Source organism: Arcicella aquatica, assembly GCF_034928825.1.
Classification (GTDB): Bacteria; Bacteroidota; Bacteroidia; order Cytophagales; family Spirosomataceae; genus Arcicella; species Arcicella aquatica.
In genome coordinates, this window is the sequence record NZ_JAYFUL010000022.1 from 48,436 (window position 1) to 70,140 (window position 21,705).

17 protein-coding genes are annotated in these 21,705 nt (G+C 36.2%); 10 read left to right on the plus strand and 7 right to left on the minus strand.

The genetic code is table 11. The features are described from left to right. Positions 1-385: 385 nt before the first annotated feature. Together VB264_RS14040 and corA are read right to left on the minus strand one after the other, a co-directional pair. Positions 386-850: a DUF3592 domain-containing protein gene (locus VB264_RS14040; protein WP_323250355.1), complete on the minus strand. Its 465-nt coding sequence runs from the start codon at positions 848-850 to the stop codon at positions 386-388. A gap of 452 nt (positions 851-1,302) precedes the next feature. Continuing rightward, on the minus strand, positions 1,303-2,373 hold the full coding sequence (gene corA, locus VB264_RS14045; RefSeq protein ID WP_323250357.1) for a magnesium/cobalt transporter CorA: 1,071 nt from the start codon (positions 2,371-2,373) through the stop codon (positions 1,303-1,305). Positions 2,374-2,511: 138 nt separating this feature from the next. Here corA and VB264_RS14050 point away from each other — a divergent pair, with 138 nt between their 5' ends. The 4 genes from VB264_RS14050 to truA all read left to right on the plus strand — a co-directional run bounded on the left by VB264_RS14050 (position 2,512) and on the right by truA (position 6,070). Next, positions 2,512-3,735, plus strand: coding sequence for a serine hydrolase domain-containing protein (locus VB264_RS14050; RefSeq protein ID WP_323250359.1), 1,224 nt, complete (start codon positions 2,512-2,514; stop codon positions 3,733-3,735). Between the two features lie 104 nt (positions 3,736-3,839). Further along, positions 3,840-4,385, plus strand: a complete 546-nt coding sequence (locus VB264_RS14055) for a nuclear transport factor 2 family protein (protein ID WP_323250360.1) — start codon at positions 3,840-3,842, stop codon at positions 4,383-4,385. A 158-nt stretch (positions 4,386-4,543) separates the two neighbouring features. After that, a complete protein-coding gene (locus tag VB264_RS14060) occupies positions 4,544-5,260 on the plus strand; it encodes a YebC/PmpR family DNA-binding transcriptional regulator (protein ID WP_323250362.1) in 717 nt (238 codons plus the stop codon). Positions 5,261-5,338: 78 nt separating this feature from the next. Further along, complete coding sequence (gene truA, locus VB264_RS14065) at positions 5,339-6,070, plus strand: tRNA pseudouridine(38-40) synthase TruA (protein WP_323250364.1); 732 nt, start codon at positions 5,339-5,341, stop codon at positions 6,068-6,070. 59 nt (positions 6,071-6,129) lie between these two features. Here the strand turns inward: truA and VB264_RS14070 are convergent, their stop codons facing one another. Beyond that, positions 6,130-8,634 (minus strand): T9SS type A sorting domain-containing protein, encoded by a 2,505-nt coding sequence (locus VB264_RS14070; RefSeq protein WP_323250365.1) that lies wholly within the window; start codon positions 8,632-8,634, stop codon positions 6,130-6,132. 224 nt (positions 8,635-8,858) lie between these two features. Beyond that, a complete protein-coding gene (mutS, locus tag VB264_RS14075) occupies positions 8,859-11,549 on the minus strand; it encodes a DNA mismatch repair protein MutS (RefSeq protein ID WP_323250367.1) in 2,691 nt (896 codons plus the stop codon). Between the two features lie 429 nt (positions 11,550-11,978). Between mutS and VB264_RS14080 the strand changes: the two genes are divergently transcribed. Beyond that, positions 11,979-12,395 carry a hypothetical protein gene (locus tag VB264_RS14080; protein WP_323250369.1) on the plus strand — a complete coding sequence of 139 codons (417 nt, stop codon included), beginning with the start codon at positions 11,979-11,981 and terminating at the stop codon, positions 12,393-12,395. Positions 12,396-12,527: 132 nt separating this feature from the next. Here VB264_RS14080 and radA read toward each other — a convergent pair whose 3' ends face one another. Next, positions 12,528-13,904 (minus strand): DNA repair protein RadA, encoded by a 1,377-nt coding sequence (gene radA, locus VB264_RS14085; protein ID WP_323250371.1) that lies wholly within the window; start codon positions 13,902-13,904, stop codon positions 12,528-12,530. Between the two features lie 216 nt (positions 13,905-14,120). Here radA and VB264_RS14090 point away from each other — a divergent pair, with 216 nt between their 5' ends. The 4 genes from VB264_RS14090 to VB264_RS14105 all read left to right on the plus strand — a co-directional run bounded on the left by VB264_RS14090 (position 14,121) and on the right by VB264_RS14105 (position 18,572). Beyond that, positions 14,121-14,735, plus strand: a complete 615-nt coding sequence (locus VB264_RS14090; RefSeq protein WP_323250373.1) for a porin family protein — start codon at positions 14,121-14,123, stop codon at positions 14,733-14,735. Positions 14,736-15,207: 472 nt separating this feature from the next. Then, entirely contained in the window at positions 15,208-16,488 is a 1,281-nt protein-coding gene (locus VB264_RS14095; protein WP_323250375.1) for an AAA family ATPase, read from the plus strand. A 7-nt stretch (positions 16,489-16,495) separates the two neighbouring features. Further along, positions 16,496-17,131, plus strand: coding sequence for a retron system putative HNH endonuclease (locus VB264_RS14100; RefSeq protein ID WP_323250376.1), 636 nt, complete (start codon positions 16,496-16,498; stop codon positions 17,129-17,131). Between the two features lie 4 nt (positions 17,132-17,135). Continuing rightward, on the plus strand, positions 17,136-18,572 hold the full coding sequence (locus VB264_RS14105) for an ATP-dependent DNA helicase (RefSeq protein WP_323250378.1): 1,437 nt from the start codon (positions 17,136-17,138) through the stop codon (positions 18,570-18,572). Between the two features lie 2 nt (positions 18,573-18,574). Here the strand turns inward: VB264_RS14105 and VB264_RS14110 are convergent, their stop codons facing one another. After that, positions 18,575-19,261, minus strand: coding sequence for an NUDIX hydrolase (locus tag VB264_RS14110; RefSeq protein WP_309919507.1), 687 nt, complete (start codon positions 19,259-19,261; stop codon positions 18,575-18,577). Positions 19,262-19,398: 137 nt separating this feature from the next. Here VB264_RS14110 and pyrE point away from each other — a divergent pair, with 137 nt between their 5' ends. Further along, entirely contained in the window at positions 19,399-20,037 is a 639-nt protein-coding gene (gene pyrE / locus VB264_RS14115) for an orotate phosphoribosyltransferase (protein WP_309919504.1), read from the plus strand. 511 nt (positions 20,038-20,548) lie between these two features. Here pyrE and dprA read toward each other — a convergent pair. After that, positions 20,549-21,667 carry a DNA-processing protein DprA gene (gene dprA / locus VB264_RS14120; protein WP_323250380.1) on the minus strand — a complete coding sequence of 373 codons (1,119 nt, stop codon included), beginning with the start codon at positions 21,665-21,667 and terminating at the stop codon, positions 20,549-20,551. Between the last annotated feature and the right edge of the window lie 38 nt (positions 21,668-21,705).

Sequence of the window (21,705 nt, forward strand, 5' to 3'; positions counted from 1 at the left end):
TCCTTACTTTTCTTTCCTTGATGAAAGAAAAGTAACAAAAGAAAATCAAGAATTCCTAAACTCGCTCCGCTCAAACAGTAGGAATTCGGTGTTCATCAATCATAAACATGAGTCATCCCGAATTTTAAAATCATAAAAAAGCGGTCGAAATTAGTTTTTCGACCGCTTTTTTATGATTGATGTGCAACGAATTCCTACTGTTTGAGCGGAGCGAGTTTAGGAATTCTTGATTTTTTTACGGTCCGCCGTTGCGGTTACTTTTTGTATCAAGACAAAAAGTAAGGACGAGAATAAATCCCAAAACTTCTAAACCTTGCTATTTTACTGGAAAATTCGGGATGACTCATGTTTCTCTTTAACTTACGAGTTGAAAACTCGTGCTACACTAAAACATTAATAATGCGCTAGTACATAATAAAACGATTCCTAAAATCAAGAATACTGATGGATTCAAACCTGGGATACTTCTTTCTCCTAAAGCCGAATCATAAGGATTCTCTGGATTATATCTTACCTGCATCGTTTGTCCCACTTGACTAAGCATAGACATTCCTTTGTCGGCTTCAATTTTGAATTGTCTTCCGTTTACGATAAATGATACAACAGGGAAGAAAATTGGGCTTTGACCTAATTTATCACTTCGTTCATAACGTTTGCTTACTTCTACTACTTCGCCGTTTGTCAATACTGAATGTTGAAGCCATTCACGACGTTTTCTGCTTAAATAAATACCTAAAAATATTAATGCCCCAGCTACGATTATAAATCCAGCCATTACTAATGGTGGTACTCCTTCATAAGTGCCGTGTGGGCCTGATATAAGTAAAATTGAATTAAATGCGCTTTCCATATTCACAAAATTTTAATGATTCTTTGACCGATAGAAGTATAAATCTTAATACTTCTATACAAATTTCATACAAAACTCATTAAAAACCAAGCTGTTACCTTTATAGAGGATTCTACTCAGAAGATTTGTGAAAGGCTTATTTTTGTAAATTTTTATTTTTTTTATTTAACGATTTACTTTTTGAAAGCTGTTTTTCTAAAAAGTCCATTTTTAAAGCTTCAAGTACTTATTTTTTAAACGGACTTCTCTAAAAAAAATATTTTATTGAATTTTAAAGTTTTTTTATTGTACTTTTTCTTGCAAAGGTTTGTTTTATAACCTCAATTTTTCAAAAAATACTCTTTTTATAAAGAAGGCATTTAAAAAACATATAAATCAACCAAATAGGTGCTTTATTTCATAAAAACAGGTTTAAAATCAGCCATGTAAATGCAAAAAAAATATTTTTATGTTTACAGCCAGTTTTTCCGTTTAAACCATATCAACATCACAATTACCAATATGACCATTACAATCCACACCACATAATACCCATATCGCCAATGCAATTCGGGCATATTGTCGAAATTCATTCCATATATCCCTGCGATAAAAGTAAGGGGCATAAATATCACAGAAATCACTGTCAGCACTTTCATGACGTTATTCATCTTATTACTTACCTGCGAAAGGTATAAATCCATCAATGATGCACCCAAATCTCGGTAAGAATCTACTGTTTCAATTACCTGCATCACATGGTCTAATACATCCCTTAAATACAGACTAGTATTGGCGGTGATTAACGGAGCTTCTTCTCTGATAAGGCTTGCCAACATTTCACGAAGTGGGAAGATAGTTTTTCTCATTATCGTAAGCTCTCGTTTCATACTATAGAGTTCATTCAATGCTTTTGGATTAGGATTTTTGATAATTTCTTCCTCTAACTGTTCCATATTCTCAGAAAATTTATCCAGCACCGTAAAGTAATTATCCACGACCAAGTCTATCAACGCATACAGCAAATAATCAGCCCCATTTTTACGGGTTTTACCCGCAGATGCTTTTATTCGGGTAAGAATTGGTTCAAAAATATCACGGGAGCGTTCTTCCTGAAAGGATATTACATACCCCTCACCCATCACAAAACTCAGATGCTCTATTTCAGCTTCACGAGTATAGGGGTTATACTCAATCATCTTTAAGGTCACAAAAAGCTGGTCTTCGTTATAATATTCAAACTTGGGCTTTTGGTGAGTATTCAAAATATCTTCTAGTACCAAGGGGTGTAAATTAAACATATCGCCAATGTTCGCTATTACGGCAGGTTCATGAATGCCATCTACGTTCATCCAATAGGTTTTATCCTCAGCAAGCTCGACACTAAAGTTGCCAAGATCAGGGACTTCGCTAATTTCATACTTATCGAAGTTGTAGCTAGTCCACCATATTTTAGTTTCAAAACTTACTTCCTTCCCTACATAAGTAAGCGTTCCAGGGGATGTTCCTAAGTTTTTATTTTGAATAATATATCTTTTTGGCATCAGAATCGTTTGATTTAAAATAGTAAAATTGAATTCAATTTAGAGAAGAGATTGGCAATTTTCAAATTCCAGCAGTAAATTGCTTGATTAATCGACCACTCGATAGAAAATATAATCCTTAATCATATCGTGATAATATTGAAATACACAAAACACATTTTTGTAAGTTGTTTTATCTCAGGCATCGTTTTATTAGCTTGCTCACATCAATCCAAGCAATTAGCTAAAAAAACCTCCACTGACGTTTCCATCAGAAATGATAGCATTGCGAAGCTATTCGACCCACAAATAGCTGTCAAAAAAGCGAGTAAGCTAGATACTTTTTTCAAAAAATTGCATAAACTGAATGGATTCAATGGAGCCGTGTTGGTTTCTCAATACGGAAAAATTATTTACAAAAAAGCCTTTGGCTATGCCAATTTTTCAAGCAAAGATACCAATACTACCCAAACGCAATTTCAGTTAGCTTCGGTATCAAAACAATTTACGGCAGTTGCTATCATGCAATTACACGAAAAAGGATTGATTGATTATGATGACCCCGTTTATAAATACATTCCGAATTTCCCTTACGACCCAAGTATTACCATTAAAAGCTTGTTGTCGCATAGTTCGGGCATTCCCAATTATGTGTATTGTTTAGACAAAATTGTCAATAAAAAAGTACCCTTGACAAATAATCAGGTAGTCGATTTGTTTGCTCGTTATAAGCCCGGTATCAATTATTACCCTAATACGAGATTCAATTACAACAATTCAAACTACGCTTTGTTAGCTTATATTGTCGAGAAGCTCTCGGGGATGAACTTTAGGGAATATGCCAAAAGAAATTTATTTGCACCTGCGGGTATGTCAAGAAGTTTTGTGTATGACCCTAGCAAGCCCGAATTGAACGCTACAGCCGCCATTGGTTATACCCCTCGTCGCAGAGGTTTCTGGCCAGTACCATTCGACCACCTAGATGGCGTAGTGGGCGACAAAGGAGTATATTCTACCGTGGAAGACTTGTATAAGTGGGACATGGCTTTGAACAGCGAGAAATTAGTAAAAATGAGTACCTTGAACGAAGCATTCTTGCCTGTGCATACTTTTAAAAACTTATTGACCAAAAACTACGGCTATGGCTGGCGCCTTCAACTATTGGATGATGGCACTTGGCTGACCTTCCATACGGGTTGGTGGCATGGATTTAAAAATTATTATATGCACAATAATAGAGACAATTCATCCATCATTATTCTACAGAATGTTTCAAACAGGGCCTTGGGTAGAATAAAAGTAGCGCAATCTATTTTATATCCAGATAAAGCATGGTATTTTATGAGTGGAGAAAACATGCCTGGCGAATTAGAAATAGAATAATTTGGTAAGAATTACTCAATAATAAAGTATTAAAAAAGTCGTTAAATCATAAAAAAAAAGCTAATTTTAGAGGGACAAAAACCTTTATGAAAATTACAAGAAACATGAGAATCTCAAAGTTACTCCTCCATTCCTTTTGCTTGTTGTTATGTCTTTCATTTTCTGTAAAAGCACAGAGTGAAGACGATGCTATCAAAACGTGTGTAAATAATTATTTGGATGGTGTTTTAAAAGGTGATGCTGCTCGCTTGAACCTTGCTTTTCACCCAACGGCTATGCTCAGGACTGTAAATACCAATACAGGTGCTTTGCAAGATATTCCTGTAGCTAAATTTATTGCTACGACTCCTGCGGGAGGGATAGAAACAAAAGGCGGTTCGACAAAACTAGTTGGATATTCATACATTGGGGTATCTGCTTTAGCAACGGTTGAATTGCGTTTCGGTGATTTTAAATATGTTGACTTATTGAGTATGCTAAAATTTGGCAACGATTGGAAAATTGTTAGCCGTGTTTTCAGCCGTACAGATTTGGATACGCAAGTAAAAGGAACTGCCGCTTCGGCAAGCCCAGTAGCTACTACGAACAAACCAGCCGTAAAAAAATCATCTTCTGCCAATGTAAAACCAAAAGCAGATGATGGTTGGTAAGCCAACAATGATATAATTCTTGAGAAGCCCGTGAAATTCATGGGCTTTTTTTATACAATCGAGAAAGCTAAAACAAACTCACCTTTGCGTAAAAACCTAATAATTCCTAACTTTGCAAACTCAAAAAGAAAAGGTAGCAATCACAATTAAAAATAGAAATGGGAAGAGCATTTGAATTTCGTAAAGCAAGAAAATTTAAGCGATGGGGACAAATGGCAAAAACATTTACCAAAATCGGTAAAGATATTGTCATTGCAGTAAAATCGGGTGGACCAGACCCTCATTCAAATTCACGTTTACGGGCCATTATCCAGAATGCCAAGGCAGTAAATATGCCGAAAGACAATGTGGAGCGTGCTATCAAAAAAGCATCATCTAAAGAGCAAGAAGACTATAAAGAGATTGTGTATGAAGGATATGCGGCGCATGGTGTTGCTGTGTTGGTAGAATGTACTACGGATAATACCAATCGTTCTATTGCCAATATCAGAAGTCATTTTACAAAATGTGGAGGTAGCGTAGGTACAACAGGGATGTTAGATTTTATTTTCGAACGTAAATCTGTTTTCAAAATTGCTAAAACGGCTGAAATAGACGTTGAAGAATTAGAATTAGAACTAATTGATTACGGTGCTGACGAGATTTTCTTGGATTTAGAAACCAATCAAGTAAACATCTATGGCGAATTCACTGCCTTTGGAGCTATCCAAAAATTCTTAGAAGAAAAAGGTTTTGAATTATTAGGTGCTGATTTTGAAAGAATTCCGAATGATACCAAAGAACTAAGCGAAGAACAAATGGCCGATGTTGAAAAACTAATCGAACGTTTGGAAGAAGATGACGATGTTCAGAACGTGTATCACAATATGAAATAGACTTTCTTCATACATTCATTGAAAAGCCAGAATTTTCTGGCTTTTTTCTTTCATACAATCATTACCTTTTAAAAGCAGATGCGATATTTTATAGAATGCTCATATAAAGGCACAAATTATTGTGGTTGGCAAGCACAGGAAAACTCCCGTACGATTCAGGGAGAGATAGAAAAAGTACTGTCTATTTTATTAAGAAAACCGATTGAAATTATAGGAAGTAGCAGAACTGATACGGGCGTTCATGCCAAGCACCAAACTGCCCATTTTGATTTGGAAGAAGCCATTCCTAATCCAGCAAATATTGTTTACAGAATGAACAAAATGCTTCCTTTTGATATTTCAATCTTAAACATTTTTCAAGTAGCAGACGACTATCATTCCAGATTCGAGGCAAGTTCACGTAAATACGAATATCATATCTCCAGAAAGAAAAGTCCGTTTTTGATAGACTTATGTTATCAATTCACACCTGAATTGAATATTGACGCCATGAACGAGGCTTGCAAGTACTTTTTTCAATACATAGACTTTGAATGCTTTAGCAAATTACACTCACAAGTATTTACTTTCAACTGTACCATCATGGAAGCAAGGTGGGAAGAAAGAGACAACGGCATATTGGTATTTCATATTAAATCAAACCGATTCCTCAGAGGAATGGTAAGGGCTATTGTGGGAACGCTGATTGAAGTAGGAATGGGCAAAATCAGTATTGAGGCCTTTGAGAAAATCATTCAGTCTAAAAATCGCCAAAAGGCTGGTGGTGCTGCCCCTCCGCAAGGACTATTTTTGATGGAAGTTAATTATTAATCAGGCTTCAATAAAAGTTAGGTATTCAAGAATATTTTTATCCTTGAATACCTCAAAAATTACTCAAGGATAAGTTTTTTAGAGATGCTTATATCCGCATTATTAAAAATGACAATATAATTTCCCTTTCCTAAATGGCTTAAATCAATTTGATGAATATCGCTCTGTTTGATTGGCTGTTCTACTAATTTTACGCCTCTAAAATCAACGATTGAAATTTGCCCATTTACCGATTTCGGAAAGTCAATTATCAGAAGTCCTTTATTCGGATTAGGATATAATTTTAAACCCCAATTTTGCTCCTCCTCAATCCCCAAAACTGATTGTGTAGTAACTGTCAACGCAGCAGCATACAGCGATTCGGTTTTATCTCCAAAAGCCTTTAAACGATAATAATAATTCGTTTTTTCCGTGAGTGGCATATCCGAAAAATCAGTTCTTGTAGCATCCAATTTGGCTAACTCTACGTAATTCCCTGATTCAGTTACTTTTCTTTCTAACACATAACTGGTCGCATTGGGAATACTCTTCCATGTAATTTTAGCATTACTGTAGGCTATTGATTCAGCTTGTAACACAGGCGTCGCTAATAGTGCTGGAGTTTTACTTTCAACAATCGTGTACAACGATTCTGTCAGATTTCCGATGGCTTTAATCCTGTACGCATAGGCGGTATTAGGTGTTAAATCTTTATCAACTAACGTCAACTGATTAGCAGGTTGGGTACTCAATAGTTTAAAATCTTCTGAACCTACTCTTCTTTCAATCTGATAAGCAGTTGATAGGGTAACAGCTTGCCATGAAAGGCTCAGGGAATTGTTATAAACAACGGTCACAGCCAATACAGGCGTGGCTAAATAAGCAAGCGTTTTAGCTTCTGCATTCGCATACAATGATTCCCAATAATTACCCACTGCCTTTATGCGATAGGTATAAAGCTCTCCTCCTTTCAAAGATTTGTCTTCATAAACTAACGTATTGGCATTCAATTGAGCTACCTCTTGAAAAGCAGTTGACGCCGTTTTTCTTTCAATAATATAGCCATTAATTCCTGTGATAGCCTCCCATTGTAATTTGATGGTTTCAAAATTAGTGGCCACAGCACTTAGCTTAGTAGTAGGAACTTCCTCTAGTTTGAATTCATAAAAAGAAAGTGCTCTAAGCCCTTTTTTATTCGTAATGTATGGACCAGTATATGGATAGTCGGGACTGGTGGGTTCTATAAAGGAAGGTAAATAAGAGATTTTAGTAGCCGAGCTACTCGTATTTAATGTTAAGATTACTTTATTCCCGACGGTCGTACCGCTCACTACATTGCCCGCGACGCCATCCAAATAGAAGAAATCTTTCATCAAAAGATTCCTTGTTTTCTCGTTCCAAGTAAGCTCCTGTCCCACTGGAAAAGTGATTGTTATTTCACTTTTATCGGCTTGAGAAAAGTACGCCTTTCGGACATTAGGAGCATCTATATTATCCGTATTTGATACATTATAAAAATCACGACCAGCCAACCAGCCCAATTCAGTAGCATTTTGGGTATAGCCCTCTGTAGTATAATGCAGCCCATCAAAGCCCGCAGTGCCTACAGAAGCAACCACCTGTAGATTTTGATATTTATCCGCTAAAGCTCTTTGCGTTTCCCGCACTTTGGGGGCTTCGCCCACAGCGGGATTAATGATGTCTATTTGATAGACGTAGAGTTGTTTAATAGAGGGTAAATCTAGTTTCAGGTTCTTATAAAATATATCGAAGTAACCTCCAAAATCAGATCCTTCTCCATACGCTTCCGTTTCGCCTTGTCTGTAAATCAGTGCTTTGACGTATTTATCTACCCCTGCTTTTTGCAAACGATATAACATTCTGCCATACCCATTGGTCAAATCTGCGGGGTTGGATGCCGTGCGATTAGCATGTTGACGGGCAGAAGACCAGTGAAAACCTGCATTAATCAAGCAAGTAGGGATACCAAAATTATCTAATATGTATTTCTGGAATTGATAGCCAAGCGTTCCTACATTTTTGAAATATACTTCTTGGTTTGATAACGCCCATAACGTATCGGCTGGATTATAATCTTCAATATTATACGTTCCCGTTATTTTACCAAAGGTTCTACAAAATTCATTGGTCTTGGCCTCGGAAAAAAATGCGGTAGAGTTTGATTGTCCCGTAAGTACATAGACATCGCCAGCGACTACATTTTCTCTAGTAACTAAATCCAAGGAATCTGTTCCTTTTACAGCAAATATTTTAAAGTCGTATTCCGCTTTTTCGGCTTTGATGACTACAGGCGTAAAGGCAAAAGTACCAAGGCTATTTTTATAGCTAATGGGTGCTCTTTGATAGGCAATTAATTGCTTGTTGCGATATACTTTGAGAGAAAAATATGACCATCCTTCGATTTCTATTTTTCCAGAAATAGGGACAGAGGCTTCGTTCTTTTCATTTCTTGGATAAAGCTGATAGCTTTGAGGGAGGTTATCAAAAACAGTAGCGTAGAAACGCTGAGAAAACCCAACATTAGCACACAAGACTATTATAAATAGGATAAAAGCTTTTTTCATAAATATTATATCATTGATTTAGACAACTACACGATAACATAATCTTGTGTATTGAACTATAAATTTATAAACATAATCTTATAGTTCAATATTATGACTATTGTTAACAGCAAACTCTTATCACTAGGGAGGGACTTAAGTCCCTCCCTAGTGATAAGAGTTTGACTTTGTTGCTGTTCTCAAATCGTATTCTGTGTGCCACACACCACGGTTTTCAACTGAACTTATTCAATAGCTTTCTTCACCTCATTCAATTTCAAAAGTGCTTCGATTGGCGACATCGCATTGATGTCAAGGTGTTTTAATAGCTTTTCGATTTTCTCAAATTTAGGATTAGCTTCGCCTCCAAAAATATTCATTTGGAAATTCTGTTTAGGCATTTCCCGAATTGTCTGGCGGTGCTGTTCTTTTGAGCGATTTTTTTCTAGTTCAACCAAAATCTCACTCGCCCGATACACCACTGGCTGTGGAATACCTGCCAACTGTGCCACATGAATCCCAAAACTATGTTCTGAACCGCCTTCTTTTAGCTTCCTCATAAAAATCACCTTGCCGTTGATTTCCTTTACTGAAACATTAAAGTTTTTAATGCGAGGAAAATCATTCGCTAGTTCGTTCAATTCATGATAGTGGGTCGCAAAAAGTGTTTTAGGGCGATAATTCGCATGATTATGCAAATGTTCGGCAATTGCCCATGCGATAGACACGCCATCATAGGTACTTGTTCCTCTACCAATCTCATCCATCAACACAAGACTTCTATCCGAAAGGTTATTCAAAATACTTGCCGTTTCAGTCATTTCCACCATGAAAGTCGATTCCCCTTTTGAAAGGTTATCGCTTGCTCCTACTCTGGTAAATACTTTATCGACCACCCCAATTTTAGCTTCACTAGCAGGCACAAAACAGCCAATTTGTGCCATTAACACAATCAGCGCCGTCTGACGCAAGAGGGCAGATTTACCCGCCATGTTTGGTCCTGTGATAATGATAATTTGTTGGCTCGAATCATCCAGAAACAAATCGTTAGGCACATAATTTTCCCCTAAAGGCAATTGCTGTTCAATAACTGGGTGGCGACCATCTTTAATAACAAGTTCTTTACTATCAGACACTTGTGGTTTAGCATAATTGTTTTTCTCAGCAATTTTCGCAAAATTGGTCAATACGTCCAATACAGCAATGATTTTAGCATTCTGTTGAATCTGATGCACATAATCATTGGCGACATTCACTAATTCATTAAAAATCCTAAACTCAATAACGGCAATTTTATCTTCTGCACCCAAAATGGTTTCTTCATATTCTTTCAATTCGGGGGTAATATATCGTTCGGCATTCACCAAGGTTTGCTTACGAATCCAATCGTTCGGCACTTTGTCTTTATGGGCATTGGTCACTTCCAGATAATACCCAAATACTTTATTGAAAGAAACCTTTAATGACGAAATCCCAGTACGCTCTATTTCACGATTTTGTAATTGTAATAAAAAGTCTTTCCCCGTATGAGCAATCCCTAAAAGCCTGTCTAATTCTTCATCTACCCCAGCCTTAATCATACCCCCTTGGTTCGTCACAATCGGCAATGATTCATCACGTAACTCATTTTCTATTTTATCTAACAAAAACTGACAAGGATTCAACTGGTCGGCATACTTCCGCAACATCGTTACATTGGCAGTCTGAGCCGATTTTGTTTTGTCTTCAGAATGCACTGAATTTATCAACAACTCTCTGATAGGCTCTATCCGTGACAAGGCTCTTTTCAGCGTCGCTAATTCACGAGGATTGATTCTACGAACAGCTACTTTGGAAATAAGGCGTTCTAAATCTCCAATAGGTTTCAGCTGTTGCTCAATAAACTCACGTAAATCGGTATTTTCTTTGAAAAACGAAACCGTTTCTAAACGCTCTTGAATCAAAGATTTTTCTTTCAAAGGCAACACTAGCCATTTCCTGAGTAACCTCGCTCCCATCGGGGTCATGGTTTGATCAAGAATTTGAATCAATGAAATACCCCCTTCTTGTTGGGCAGAGACCAATTCTAAATTGCGGATGGTAAACCTATCCAACCACACATATTTTTCCTCTTCCAGTCGATTGATTCTGGAAATATGGCTTACCTCTTTATGTTCTGTTTCTGCCAAATAGTGCATCACTACCCCCGCAGCAATGATACCTTCTGCCAAAGACTCTATCCCAAAACCTTTTAATGAATTAGTTTTAAAATGATTGGTTAGCAATGGATAGGTGAAATCACGGGTAAATGCCCAATCATCAATGCCAAAGGTATTGAACTTATCGCCAAACAATGCTGTAAATTCTTGTCTGTTCTTCTTACAAAAAAGCACCTCTGAAGGGCCAAAGCTTTGCAAAAGTTTTTCGATATAAGCAGGACTTCCTTGTGAGCATAGAAATTCCCCCGTAGAAATATCCAAGAAAGCAATCCCTATGATTTCCGAAGAAAAAGAGGAAAAACTAATAGCCGCTAAGTAGTTGTTTTGCTTGGTATCAAGTACATTATCGTTATACGAAACCCCAGGGGTAACCAATTCGGTAACGCCTCTTTTTACAATGCCTTTGGCAGTAGCAGGGTCTTCTAGTTGGTCGCAAATAGCTACACGTTCACCCGCACGGACTAAACGTGGTAAATAAGTATCTAGGGAATGGTGTGGAAAACCAGCCAGATGGTCGTCGGCAGTTCCATTATTTCTACGGGTAAGCGTAATACCCAAAATCTTTGAAGCTCGCACGGCGTCTTCCCCAAAAGTTTCGTAAAAATCACCTACTCTGAATAATAGTAATGCTCCCGGGTAACGCGCTTTTATTTGATTATACTGTTTGGCAAGGGGTGTTTCGTTCGCTTTTTTGATGGGTTTAGTTGTGTCGTCAGTATTTTTAGAAGGTCTTGCCATGTGATTATTAAAAAAATTCAATCTGTATTATTTGCTCAAAAAGTAGGCTGAACATCAATGATTGAAAATCAAATTAACTATTAAAAATGAATAATGTATATGTTTTCACAAAAATACAAACTTGCCGTTAAGACTTCTAAAAAGTGGGAAAAGAATTGAAGAATATTGAAAATATACGCTATATTGAAATGGATTTAATAAGTAATATATTTCTTAAATAGATTATATTCTTATTCCTAAAAAATATATAACATTTTGATTAAAATCAGTAATAAACCGCTTAAACATTGATTTTAAACACCAAAAATGTATATTAAATTATTCGTACAAATATTGTTATTTCAATAAAATGCCATAGAAATTTTAATTTGGAATGCTGTCTAATAATAGCTTACTAACCATAATTCATACTTTAATATCCGCCTTATTATGAAATCAGAAAACCTTTGGCCAGAATTTTCTCTGAATAAACCCATACGCAGTCCCAAAGTAGTTTTATTGGAGCAAGCTAGTTTTTTAGAACAAATCACCCAACAAACAATTAAAGCAAGTATCAGGAAAACGATTGAAAACAATAGTGGCATCATTAAGTATATCTTTGAAATAGAAGCCCCCGATACTAAAATCCTCAATTCAAAAGGCTATCGGTATTCACTATTAACAATCGAACAAAAATCGCTATTTTTTTATCCTTGTAACATATACCTAGATTCAAACTTATATTCTTCTGCCATAGAAACAGAGGAAGCGTTAACGAAGCATTTAAAAGAAATTTTCAATAGTGTCAAGACTCAGAATATCATTTATACCTTAATTTCATTGAGTATACATGGGTATGAGTTATAAAAATATGAGTAATTTATAGTTCCGTTAGGAACGATAAATCGGTAGTAGGCTACTACCGATTTATCGCCTCTACGAGGCTATTTTGTTAAACTTCTGTATTCTAATGAAAATTTGGAATGACTCATATTCAAATTACTTCCTCAAAATCTGCATAAACACTTCATCCAATCTTGAAGCCATCCTGACTTTGATTTTATAGTTATTTACATCCAAGCCTTTGGCATTAAACTTTGAAATCCATATTTCTTTAAAGCCTAATTTTTCGGCTTCTGAAATACGATTTTCGATGCGATTAACCGCCCTAATTTCCCCCCCAAGTCCTACTTCTGCCGCAAAACAGATGGTACTCGGAATAGAAATATCTTCATAAGAAGACACGATAGACGCACAAACAGCCAAATCAATGGCAGGGTCTTCTACTTTTAAACCTCCTGCAATGTTCAAGAAAACGTCTTGATTGCCTAGCCTAAATCCTCCTCTTTTTTCCAATACCGCCAATAGCATATTCAATCGTTTGGCATCAAATCCTGTCGAGCTTCGTTGTGGTGTGCCATAAGTGGCGATAGAAACTAGCGACTGTGTTTCAATTAACAATGGGCGATTCCCCTCTAGCATAGCTCCGATGGTAATTCCCGAAAAATCTTCATCCCTTTGCGAAATCAAAATTTCGGAAGGGTTAGACACCTCTCTTAAACCCGAATTGAGCATTTCATAAATCCCTAGTTCAGACGTGCTCCCGAAACGGTTTTTGGTGGTGCGTAGAATCCTATACGCCAAATGGCGGTCGCCTTCAAACTGAAGGACGGTATCTACCATGTGTTCTAATACCTTTGGACCCGCCAATGAACCGTCTTTGGTGATGTGTCCTATGATAAACACAGGCGTGCCCGATTCTTTCGCAAATTTCATTAATTCAGCCGCACACTCTTTTACTTGTGATACGCTCCCTGCACCTGCCTCTATAAAAGACGATTGTAGCGTCTGGATAGAATCGATAATCAGAATATCAGGTTCAAAAGTCTCTACTTGCTTAAAGATATTCTGGGTTTGGGTTTCTGTTAGGATAAAGCAATTATCACTTTTGTTTTCCAACCGCTCTGCCCGCATCTTGATTTGATGTTCTGATTCTTCACCAGAAACATATAATACTTTGTAGTTATCAAGCATCAAGGCAATTTGGAGCATCAATGTCGACTTCCCAATGCCTGGTTCACCGCCAATCAGGATTAAAGAACCTAATACGATGCCTCCTCCTAATACTCTATTTAACTCTCTGTCTTTTGTTAAAATTCGGTCTTGTTCCTGATAATTAATCTCTTGAATAGCCCTAGGTTTGGAAGCTACTTTCAACGAAGTGGAAACTTTCCAAGAGCCTTTTGTGGGTTCATCTTTCTGTACAACTTCCTCCACGAAGGTATTCCACTCGCCACAAGCAGGGCATCTCCCCAGCCATTTAGGAGCCTGATTCCCACAGTTTTGACAGAAAAATGAGGTTTTTACTTTTGCCATATTTACGTTTAACACACTCATTATCAACAGATAACAAGAATTATAATTTTATCTTTAATCCAGTGCTAGGATTATATTTACATTTATTTGTCAATTACTTATTTAAAATCAAAAATACCTACCGTTTACTAAATTATATTAAAAAAAACGAAGAATAAAGTACTTCTAGTTTAAAATATCCCGTTATATTGTCGTTTAAACAAACTCTTACTTGTCATGAAAAGAAAAATATTATTACTCCTCGTCCTATTTTGTTTGACAAAAACCAGTAGTGTTTTTGCTCAATTTACCTTCGGTATCAAAGGTGGTGTAAACTTTTCTCAATTAAAAACTGATTTCAAAAATCAGTCGGCTGGGGCAAATCTACAGCAAAGTTTAGATACAAAAACGGGTTATGTTGGTGGCGTATATTTCCGCATTGGGAAAACGATATTTTTACAGCCAGAATTAATTTTCTCGGCAAAAGGAGGAAGCTTGAATTTAAATTCACAAAAAGTAAATGTTGATTACACAAGTCTTGATGTACCTTTATTAATCGGCTATAAACTAGGTCCTCTTCGTTTAAACGCTGGCCCAGTAGCATCCTTTAAAGTATCAAACAGTATTAGTGATGACCTAAAAAACTATGGTAGTAATATAGGCGATTCATTCAAAAATGCCTCTTATGGCTATCAGGCGGGTGCTGGTTTAGACATAGGCTCATTATCAGTAGATTTACGCTATGAAGGTAGCCTTTCAGACATTTCAAATGTAGTCGATTTATCAAAAAGCATTAACTATTCACAAAAAGGAAACCTTTGGCAAATGACGATTGGACTTAAAGTATTTTAAGTGTTTGTTATTGGATAATCATAAAAGTGTCAGATTTCATGGTCAATATGCCTGATATTTGACACTTTTTTATTGCTGTCTTCTTTCAATCAATGGCTTTTCTTACTTTTGTATTTAGAACATGTTAAAAAATTATATTTTGTTTATATCCAAAAAGCAATATTTCCTTTCGTAAGTCCTTACTTTTCTTGTCTTGACACAAGAAAAGTAACAAAAGAAAGTCAAGAAATTCCAAACTCGCTATCGCTCAAACAGTGGAATTTCACTAAATGCTAACGCCTAAATAGGATAAAACTTTAAGTAATAAATCTTTTCAAAATTTAAACATACTCTAAGCAAAATACTATTTCCCAACAGCTAAACACCAACTCAAACACAAACTTAGCATTTTGAAAATATGTTATTGATTTAGACCTGATAAGTAATTGCATCAATATTTTGAGTATTTTTAAGAAAACAAGCCAAAGATATCATGGAAAATTTTCGGATAGAAAGTTTAGAAATCAATAAAATAGGTGCTTTTGAGCATCTAAAAATGGACTTTCCTAAAAAGACTGACCCTGAAAAAGCTGAAATCCATATTTTGACTGGTGAGAATGGGACTGGGAAGACGACGATTTTGGAGGCTTTGGCAGAGATTGCGAAGTATAAAATAGATACCTCTGAACAAACTGGACTTATAAATAAATTAGATTTAAACAGTGTTATAAGTGTAATTACACATCCTAAAAAATATTCTACTAATCTTGAGCTTGATGATATTGTACAAAATCGTAGTTCAAAAAATATGATTGGTAAAGATATTCAGACTAAGATGAATGAACGCTTAGGGGTTGATTTTGCTTTATTTGCCTATTCAGGTTATCGACGAATTAATCAGTCAAAAATGATTTCCATTGATAAGGGAAGATTTTCATTTCCTGATGCTCTTAATGATGCATTAAATTTTGACAACTCTATAAATACTGATAAATTGACTCAATGGATAGGTACTGCTATTGCACAAGAAGCCTTGTCAATTTTAAAAGGAGATTCTCAACGAGCATCAAAATATAGAAATTATGTTAAGATAATAGAAGAAATTATTGAAGAAATAACAAATGAGCAAGTCAGTTTCGACCTTAATGCCGATACGATGCACTTGAACATTATTATTAATAAACAAAAACTGGCTTTAACTTCTTTGCCCGACGGTTTAAAAAGTTTAATTTCCTGGATTGGTGATTTAGTAATGCGCATGTCTCAAATTGGGTGGGCTTTTGACATTCCCATCTTCGAACGAAACTTCATTCTCTTCTTAGACGAAATAGAAGTACATCTTCATCCTGCTTGGCAACGTAAAATTTTGCCTGTAGTTCAGGAACTCTTTAAAAATGCACAGATTTTTATTTCTACGCATTCACCTTTTGTGGTGGGTTCTGTAGATGGTGCTTGGGTGCATAAATTAAAGAAAGTAGGCGCTTATGCCGTTTTGGATGGCGAGCCTGTTTTAACAGAGGACGCTGAGAGTTACGATACTATTTTAGAAGAAGTTTTTGGTATTAAAGAGCGATTTGGTAAAGACATTGAAATACTACTCAAAGAATTTAGAGAAATCACCAAAGAAATTTTAAAAGGTAATGAAGCAAGGTTAGAAAGATGGCAACAAATTATTTTAATCTTTCAAAATCAAACTAGACCTGACGAAATTATGTCTCTCATTACTCCGCAAATACATCAAATTAACAGAATTCGTAAACAAGTTATCGCCTAGTTTTCAAATGTATAAAATAACTAGAAGTCCTGCATCAGAACCTCAAATACTAAAAGAGAAATCAAAAGAATGGACTGAAAAATTTCTCGAAAAAAGACAACAAAATCCTACACACAAACTGAGTTGGAGAAAAGGGGCTACAAATTATCATGATGAAATTGTAAAGGCTCTTGGTAGCTTAACACACAATCATTGTTCATATTGTGATAAATATCCGCTTGATGAAAGAGGTAAAATAGACCTTCAAATAGATCATTTCAAACCTATTAGTAAACCTGAATTCACAAGACTAGCATACGATTGGACAAATCTATTTCTAGCTTGTGGAGGGTGTAATAAACCTAAGTTGGCTCAATATAGCGATTTGATTTTAAGACCAGATGCTGACGATTATAACCCAAGTGATTATTTTCTTTTTGATACAAGCTCAGGCGAAATATTAATAAATGAAAGAAATGGAATAGTACATACAGAACGAGCGAAAGAAACTATAAAAGTTTTTAATTTAAACGATAAAAGTATAATTAAAATGCGATTGAGAGCTATTCGGAATTTCAGGAGAGAAATGACTAATCCAATAGAAGAATTTGATATTAACGATTACGATTACCGAAATTTCATTGAAGAACTCCTATATTTTTGAATAAATGTCAACAGAAAAACCCACCCCCTCTTTCTTACTACGCCAAAAGTTCCCTTTTGAACCTACCAATGGGCAATTAGACCTTTTCCTGAAAATGGATAAATTTATCCCTAATCAAGATGATTTTGGGCCTTTATGCTTTTTATTGAAGGGTTATGCTGGTACGGGTAAGACTACCGTGCTAAGTACGATTATGAAGGTGTTGCCTAAATTTGGGTACAAAGCTATCCTCCTTGCTCCTACGGGACGAGCGGCTAAGGTAATGGGCAACTATTCTAAAACCAAAGCCCTGACGATACATAAAAAGATTTACAGACAAGTGGCTAATCAATATACGGGTAGTTTGGAGTTTCAATTACAGAATAATTATGCGACCAAAACTATTTTTATCATTGATGAAGCCTCAATGATTTCGGATGATGCTGAATTTGGTACGCCAGGATTATTGACTGACTTGATGAAATTTATTTTTACACATCCTGAAACAGATTATAATTTCAATAAAGTGATTTTTGTGGGCGATACCGCCCAATTACCGCCCGTGGGTAAATTGATGTCTCCTGCCCTTGAAAAAGGTTATATGGAAGGTCAGTTCCATGTGGGTGTGATGGAACAGGAATTGACCGAAGTAATGCGTCAGGATGCAGAATCAGGCATTTTGTTTAATGCTACTAATTTGCGTGATATTCTAAAAGACGAAAAACCTCAAATTAGTTTTAATACAAAAGGTTTCAAGGATTTCTTTAAAATGACGGGCGAGAAACTGGAAGATGGTTTGAATTATGCTTACCGAAAGTTTGGTCGCGAAAATACTATTATCCTGACACGCTCTAACAAAACGGCTGTGCAGTATAACCGTTATATCCGTCAGCAAATCTTTTCGATGGAAGATGAATTATCGACGGGCGACTTACTCATGATTGTTCGAAATAATTATCATTGGCTTGCGGAGGATTCGCCTGCGGGCTTTTTAGCCAATGGCGATTTTGTGGAGGTGATGAGAATCAGGGGCATCGAAGAAATGCATGGTTTTAGGTTTGCTACCCTTACGCTCAGACTGCTCGATTATGAAGACCATCCGACCATCGATGCCAAAGTAATGTTAAGTACACTTTATACCAACACGTCTGCCATGTCAAAAGATGAAAACAAAGCCCTGTATGATTCTGTTTCGGCTGATTATGCCCACATAGCCAGTAAAAAACACAGAAACGAAGACATCAGGAAAGACCCTTATCTCAATGCCCTACAGGTAAAATTTGCTTATGCCCTTACCTGCCATAAGTCGCAAGGTGGACAATGGAATGCAGTCTTTGTTGAGCAAGGTTACCTAACTGACGAAAATATCAACGAAGACTTCATCAGATGGCTTTACACGGCTGTCACCCGTGCAACCCATGAAGTATTTCTATTGAATTTTCATACAGACTTTTTTGATTGAGGCTATTTTTCTTCTCCTTCGTAAAAGTATTTTTTCAATACAAAGCGAATAGAATAATAGGAATTAATCATTGCGGTATGGATTTGTTTTCTATCCATCCACTCTAGTTTTTCAATACCTTCCTCCAACTGAGGTTTCATTTTGCCAGCATCAATCAGTTCCATTGAATACCATTTTGTTTGTTTCAAAATAGCTTCGTTTTTGTAAGTATAAGTGTGGTAAGTAGTACAGATTTTTTCATCTAATTTGGCTTTTACATTACATTCCTCTTCTACTTCACGCACGGCAGCTACTTTGAATGATTCGCCTTTATCGAGTTTACCTTTGGGCAAGTCCCATTTTTTCAAACGATACATCATCAATACTTTGCCATGCTCATTTCTCACTACGCCCCCTGCTGCTCGCACAACTTTGTATTGAGATTTGATTTGGTCTTCAGTAGCATCTTTATTCTCTGAAACTAACGTGATCGATTGTAAGTTAGGAAGCTCTTCATTTTTTAAAATAGTAAATAACCTAGAGACCGTCGGAGAAAGCACATTGATAATCAATACGTGTCCTTGAAGACTATTGGCTTTAATGGCTTCTAGCTGAGCATCTATTAAGTGGTCAAATTCTGTTGATGTGAGTGCTTGGGCTTTCTTTTTCCCAATGACCTTGATAGGTCTTTCGTTAATGAAAATTATCATTTTTAGTTTGATTGTTCCCTAATGATTTGCTCGTGAATTAAAATGAATATTTATATTTCATCGTAAAATTAAACTTTTGTTACGAAACATTACTGAGAGTTTTTAATTTTGCACATAGATTTAACAAAAACCCCAAAATGGCACAACGTACTCTTGCAGAAACAGTCGCTTCTATGTTACTTGAAGTTAAGGCTGTTCGACTAAGCCCCGACCAACCTTTCAAATGGGCATCTGGCTGGAACTCACCTATTTACTGTGATAATAGAATCACACTTTCGTATCCAAAAGTGCGTACTGCTATCAAAAATGGGCTTGCATCGGCTGTTAAAGCTTATTGGAGCGATGTTGATATTATTGCTGGCGTTGCTACGGCAGGTATTGCACAAGGAGCATTAGTAGCAGATTGGCTCGACCTTCCTTTCTGTTATGTTCGTCCTGAACCTAAAAAACACGGCATGGGCAACCAAATTGAAGGAAAAATTAAAGCTGGCCAAAAAGTAGTTTTAATTGAAGACTTAGTGTCAACAGGTGGCAGTTCTTTAAAAGCGGTTGATGCTTTGCGTGAAGCAGGAGCAAATGTATTAGGAATGGTTTCTATTTTTACGTATGGCTTTGAGATAGCGGACAAAAATTTCGCTGAGAAAAACTTGAAAGTTTATACTTTAAGTAATTATGAAACACTTATCAAAGAAGCGGTAGCTAAAAACTACGTTTCTGAAAGTCAGCAAATTACTTTGCAAGAATGGAGACATAATCCTTCGGAATGGAAAGTATAGTAATGTTCTATCGAGCTGGCATTTATTTTATACAAAATATGAGTCATTTTGAATTTTCTCTTAAAATAGGATAGTTTAGAGGATTTCTGATTTTTTGGATTTATTCTCGTCCTTACTTTTTGCCTTGATGCAAAAAGTAACCGCAGCGGCGGTCGCAAAAAAATCAAGAATTCCTAAACTCGCTTCGCTCAAACAGTAGGAATTCAGAAAGCATCAATCATAAACATGAGTCATCCTGAATTTTATATTATAAAAAAGCAGTCTAAAACTAATTTACACCGCTTTTTTATGATTGAGAGATACCGAATTCCTACTGTTTGAGCGGAGCGAGTTTAGGAATTCTTGATTTTCTTTTGTTACTTTTCTTGTATCAAGACAAGAAAAGTAAGGACAGAACGATAATAAATATCAAACTTCTAAAACTTGTTATTCTAAAGAAAATTCAAGATGATTCATGTTTTATTCTCTTATAATATTTAAATAAAACCGAAAGCTGAAATCCGAAAGCCAATTACCTTACAGAAATAGCATATTTCTTCCCCGGTAAGGATTTCAGTACACCTTGAAATTCCAAATTCAACAATAAGGACGATAATTTGGCAATGTGAATCTGAGACTGCCATGCCAATACATCAATTTCCATTACCTGATTTTTATGAAGCAATGCCATCACCTGACTTTCATCGTCAGTAAAATTGGTCAAGTCTAATGTATTTTTGAAGCTATTGCTTTTCTCATGCCCTGCTAAATCCCAATTCAACGTTTCAACGACATCCTTGATACTGGTATAAATCTCTGCCTTTTTTTCTTTGATTAGCTTATTACAACCTTCTGAAAAAGATTTGCCTAGCTGTCCCGGCACTGCGAAAATATCACGATGGTAATTATTGGCATATTCGGCTGTAATCAAAGCCCCTCCTTTTACGGCGGCTTCAATGACAATTGTCACGTCTGACATTCCAGCTATTATCCTATTTCTTTGCGGAAAAAATCTTGGGTCAGGTTGAACGCCAAACATCTGCTCAGTAAGAATCCCGCCTGTTTCCTGCATTTGAATAGACGTATTTTTATGCTGATAAGGATAAATAAAATCGATACCACTAGCCATTACGCCCAACGTAGGAACATCGTTTTTCAAGCAAGCCTTATGGGCTACGATGTCTATCCCATAAGCCAATCCACTGATTACTAAAGGATTAAAATCTTTTAAATCTTCAACTAATTCTTCCGTAACATTTCTGCCATATTCAGTACATTGCCGAGTGCCTACGATGGCTACAGTCTTGGTATGGTTCAAATTGGCATTCCCCTTATAATACAATAATACTGGCGCATCATAAAGCTGTTTTAGGCGGTTCGGGTAGTTTTTATCGGTATAAAACAGCAAATCAACCTGTTGTCTATCTGCTTCTTCAATGATGGCAAATGCTTTGTCTAGCACAGACTTATCTTGAAGATTCAGGGCTAATGTTTTACCAATATTCGGGATTTTAAGTAGTTTGGAAACAGGTGTTTTAAAGACTTGTTCGGCAGAGCCACAGTAGCTAATAAGTTGACGAATAAGCACATCACCGATTTTAGGAATCAAGGTTAGTGCAACCTGATAGGGTAAATTTTCTTTTGTAGACATATTAATAAGGTAGAATTTGATAAACTTTTAATGCACTT

What these genes read in the sequence shown, in the direction of transcription:
- VB264_RS14055 (WP_323250360.1), top strand. Translation starts at nt 3,840, where the DNA reads ATGAGAATCTCAAAGTTACTCCTCCATTCCTTTTGCTTGTTGTTATGT.
- VB264_RS14070 (WP_323250365.1), bottom strand. Translation starts at nt 8,634, where the DNA reads ATGAAAAAAGCTTTTATCCTATTTATAATAGTCTTGTGTGCTAATGTT.
- VB264_RS14040 (WP_323250355.1), bottom strand. Translation starts at nt 850, where the DNA reads ATGGAAAGCGCATTTAATTCAATTTTACTTATATCAGGCCCACACGGC.
- corA (WP_323250357.1), bottom strand. Translation starts at nt 2,373, where the DNA reads ATGCCAAAAAGATATATTATTCAAAATAAAAACTTAGGAACATCCCCT.
- VB264_RS14080 (WP_323250369.1), top strand. Translation starts at nt 11,979, where the DNA reads ATGAAATCAGAAAACCTTTGGCCAGAATTTTCTCTGAATAAACCCATA.
- VB264_RS14060 (WP_323250362.1), top strand. Translation starts at nt 4,544, where the DNA reads ATGGGAAGAGCATTTGAATTTCGTAAAGCAAGAAAATTTAAGCGATGG.
- VB264_RS14090 (WP_323250373.1), top strand. Translation starts at nt 14,121, where the DNA reads ATGAAAAGAAAAATATTATTACTCCTCGTCCTATTTTGTTTGACAAAA.
- pyrE (WP_309919504.1), top strand. Translation starts at nt 19,399, where the DNA reads ATGGCACAACGTACTCTTGCAGAAACAGTCGCTTCTATGTTACTTGAA.
- truA (WP_323250364.1), top strand. Translation starts at nt 5,339, where the DNA reads ATGCGATATTTTATAGAATGCTCATATAAAGGCACAAATTATTGTGGT.
- radA (WP_323250371.1), bottom strand. Translation starts at nt 13,904, where the DNA reads ATGGCAAAAGTAAAAACCTCATTTTTCTGTCAAAACTGTGGGAATCAG.
- VB264_RS14100 (WP_323250376.1), top strand. Translation starts at nt 16,496, where the DNA reads ATGTATAAAATAACTAGAAGTCCTGCATCAGAACCTCAAATACTAAAA.
- VB264_RS14110 (WP_309919507.1), bottom strand. Translation starts at nt 19,261, where the DNA reads ATGATAATTTTCATTAACGAAAGACCTATCAAGGTCATTGGGAAAAAG.
- mutS (WP_323250367.1), bottom strand. Translation starts at nt 11,549, where the DNA reads ATGGCAAGACCTTCTAAAAATACTGACGACACAACTAAACCCATCAAA.
- dprA (WP_323250380.1), bottom strand. Translation starts at nt 21,667, where the DNA reads ATGTCTACAAAAGAAAATTTACCCTATCAGGTTGCACTAACCTTGATT.
- VB264_RS14105 (WP_323250378.1), top strand. Translation starts at nt 17,136, where the DNA reads ATGTCAACAGAAAAACCCACCCCCTCTTTCTTACTACGCCAAAAGTTC.
- VB264_RS14095 (WP_323250375.1), top strand. Translation starts at nt 15,208, where the DNA reads ATGGAAAATTTTCGGATAGAAAGTTTAGAAATCAATAAAATAGGTGCT.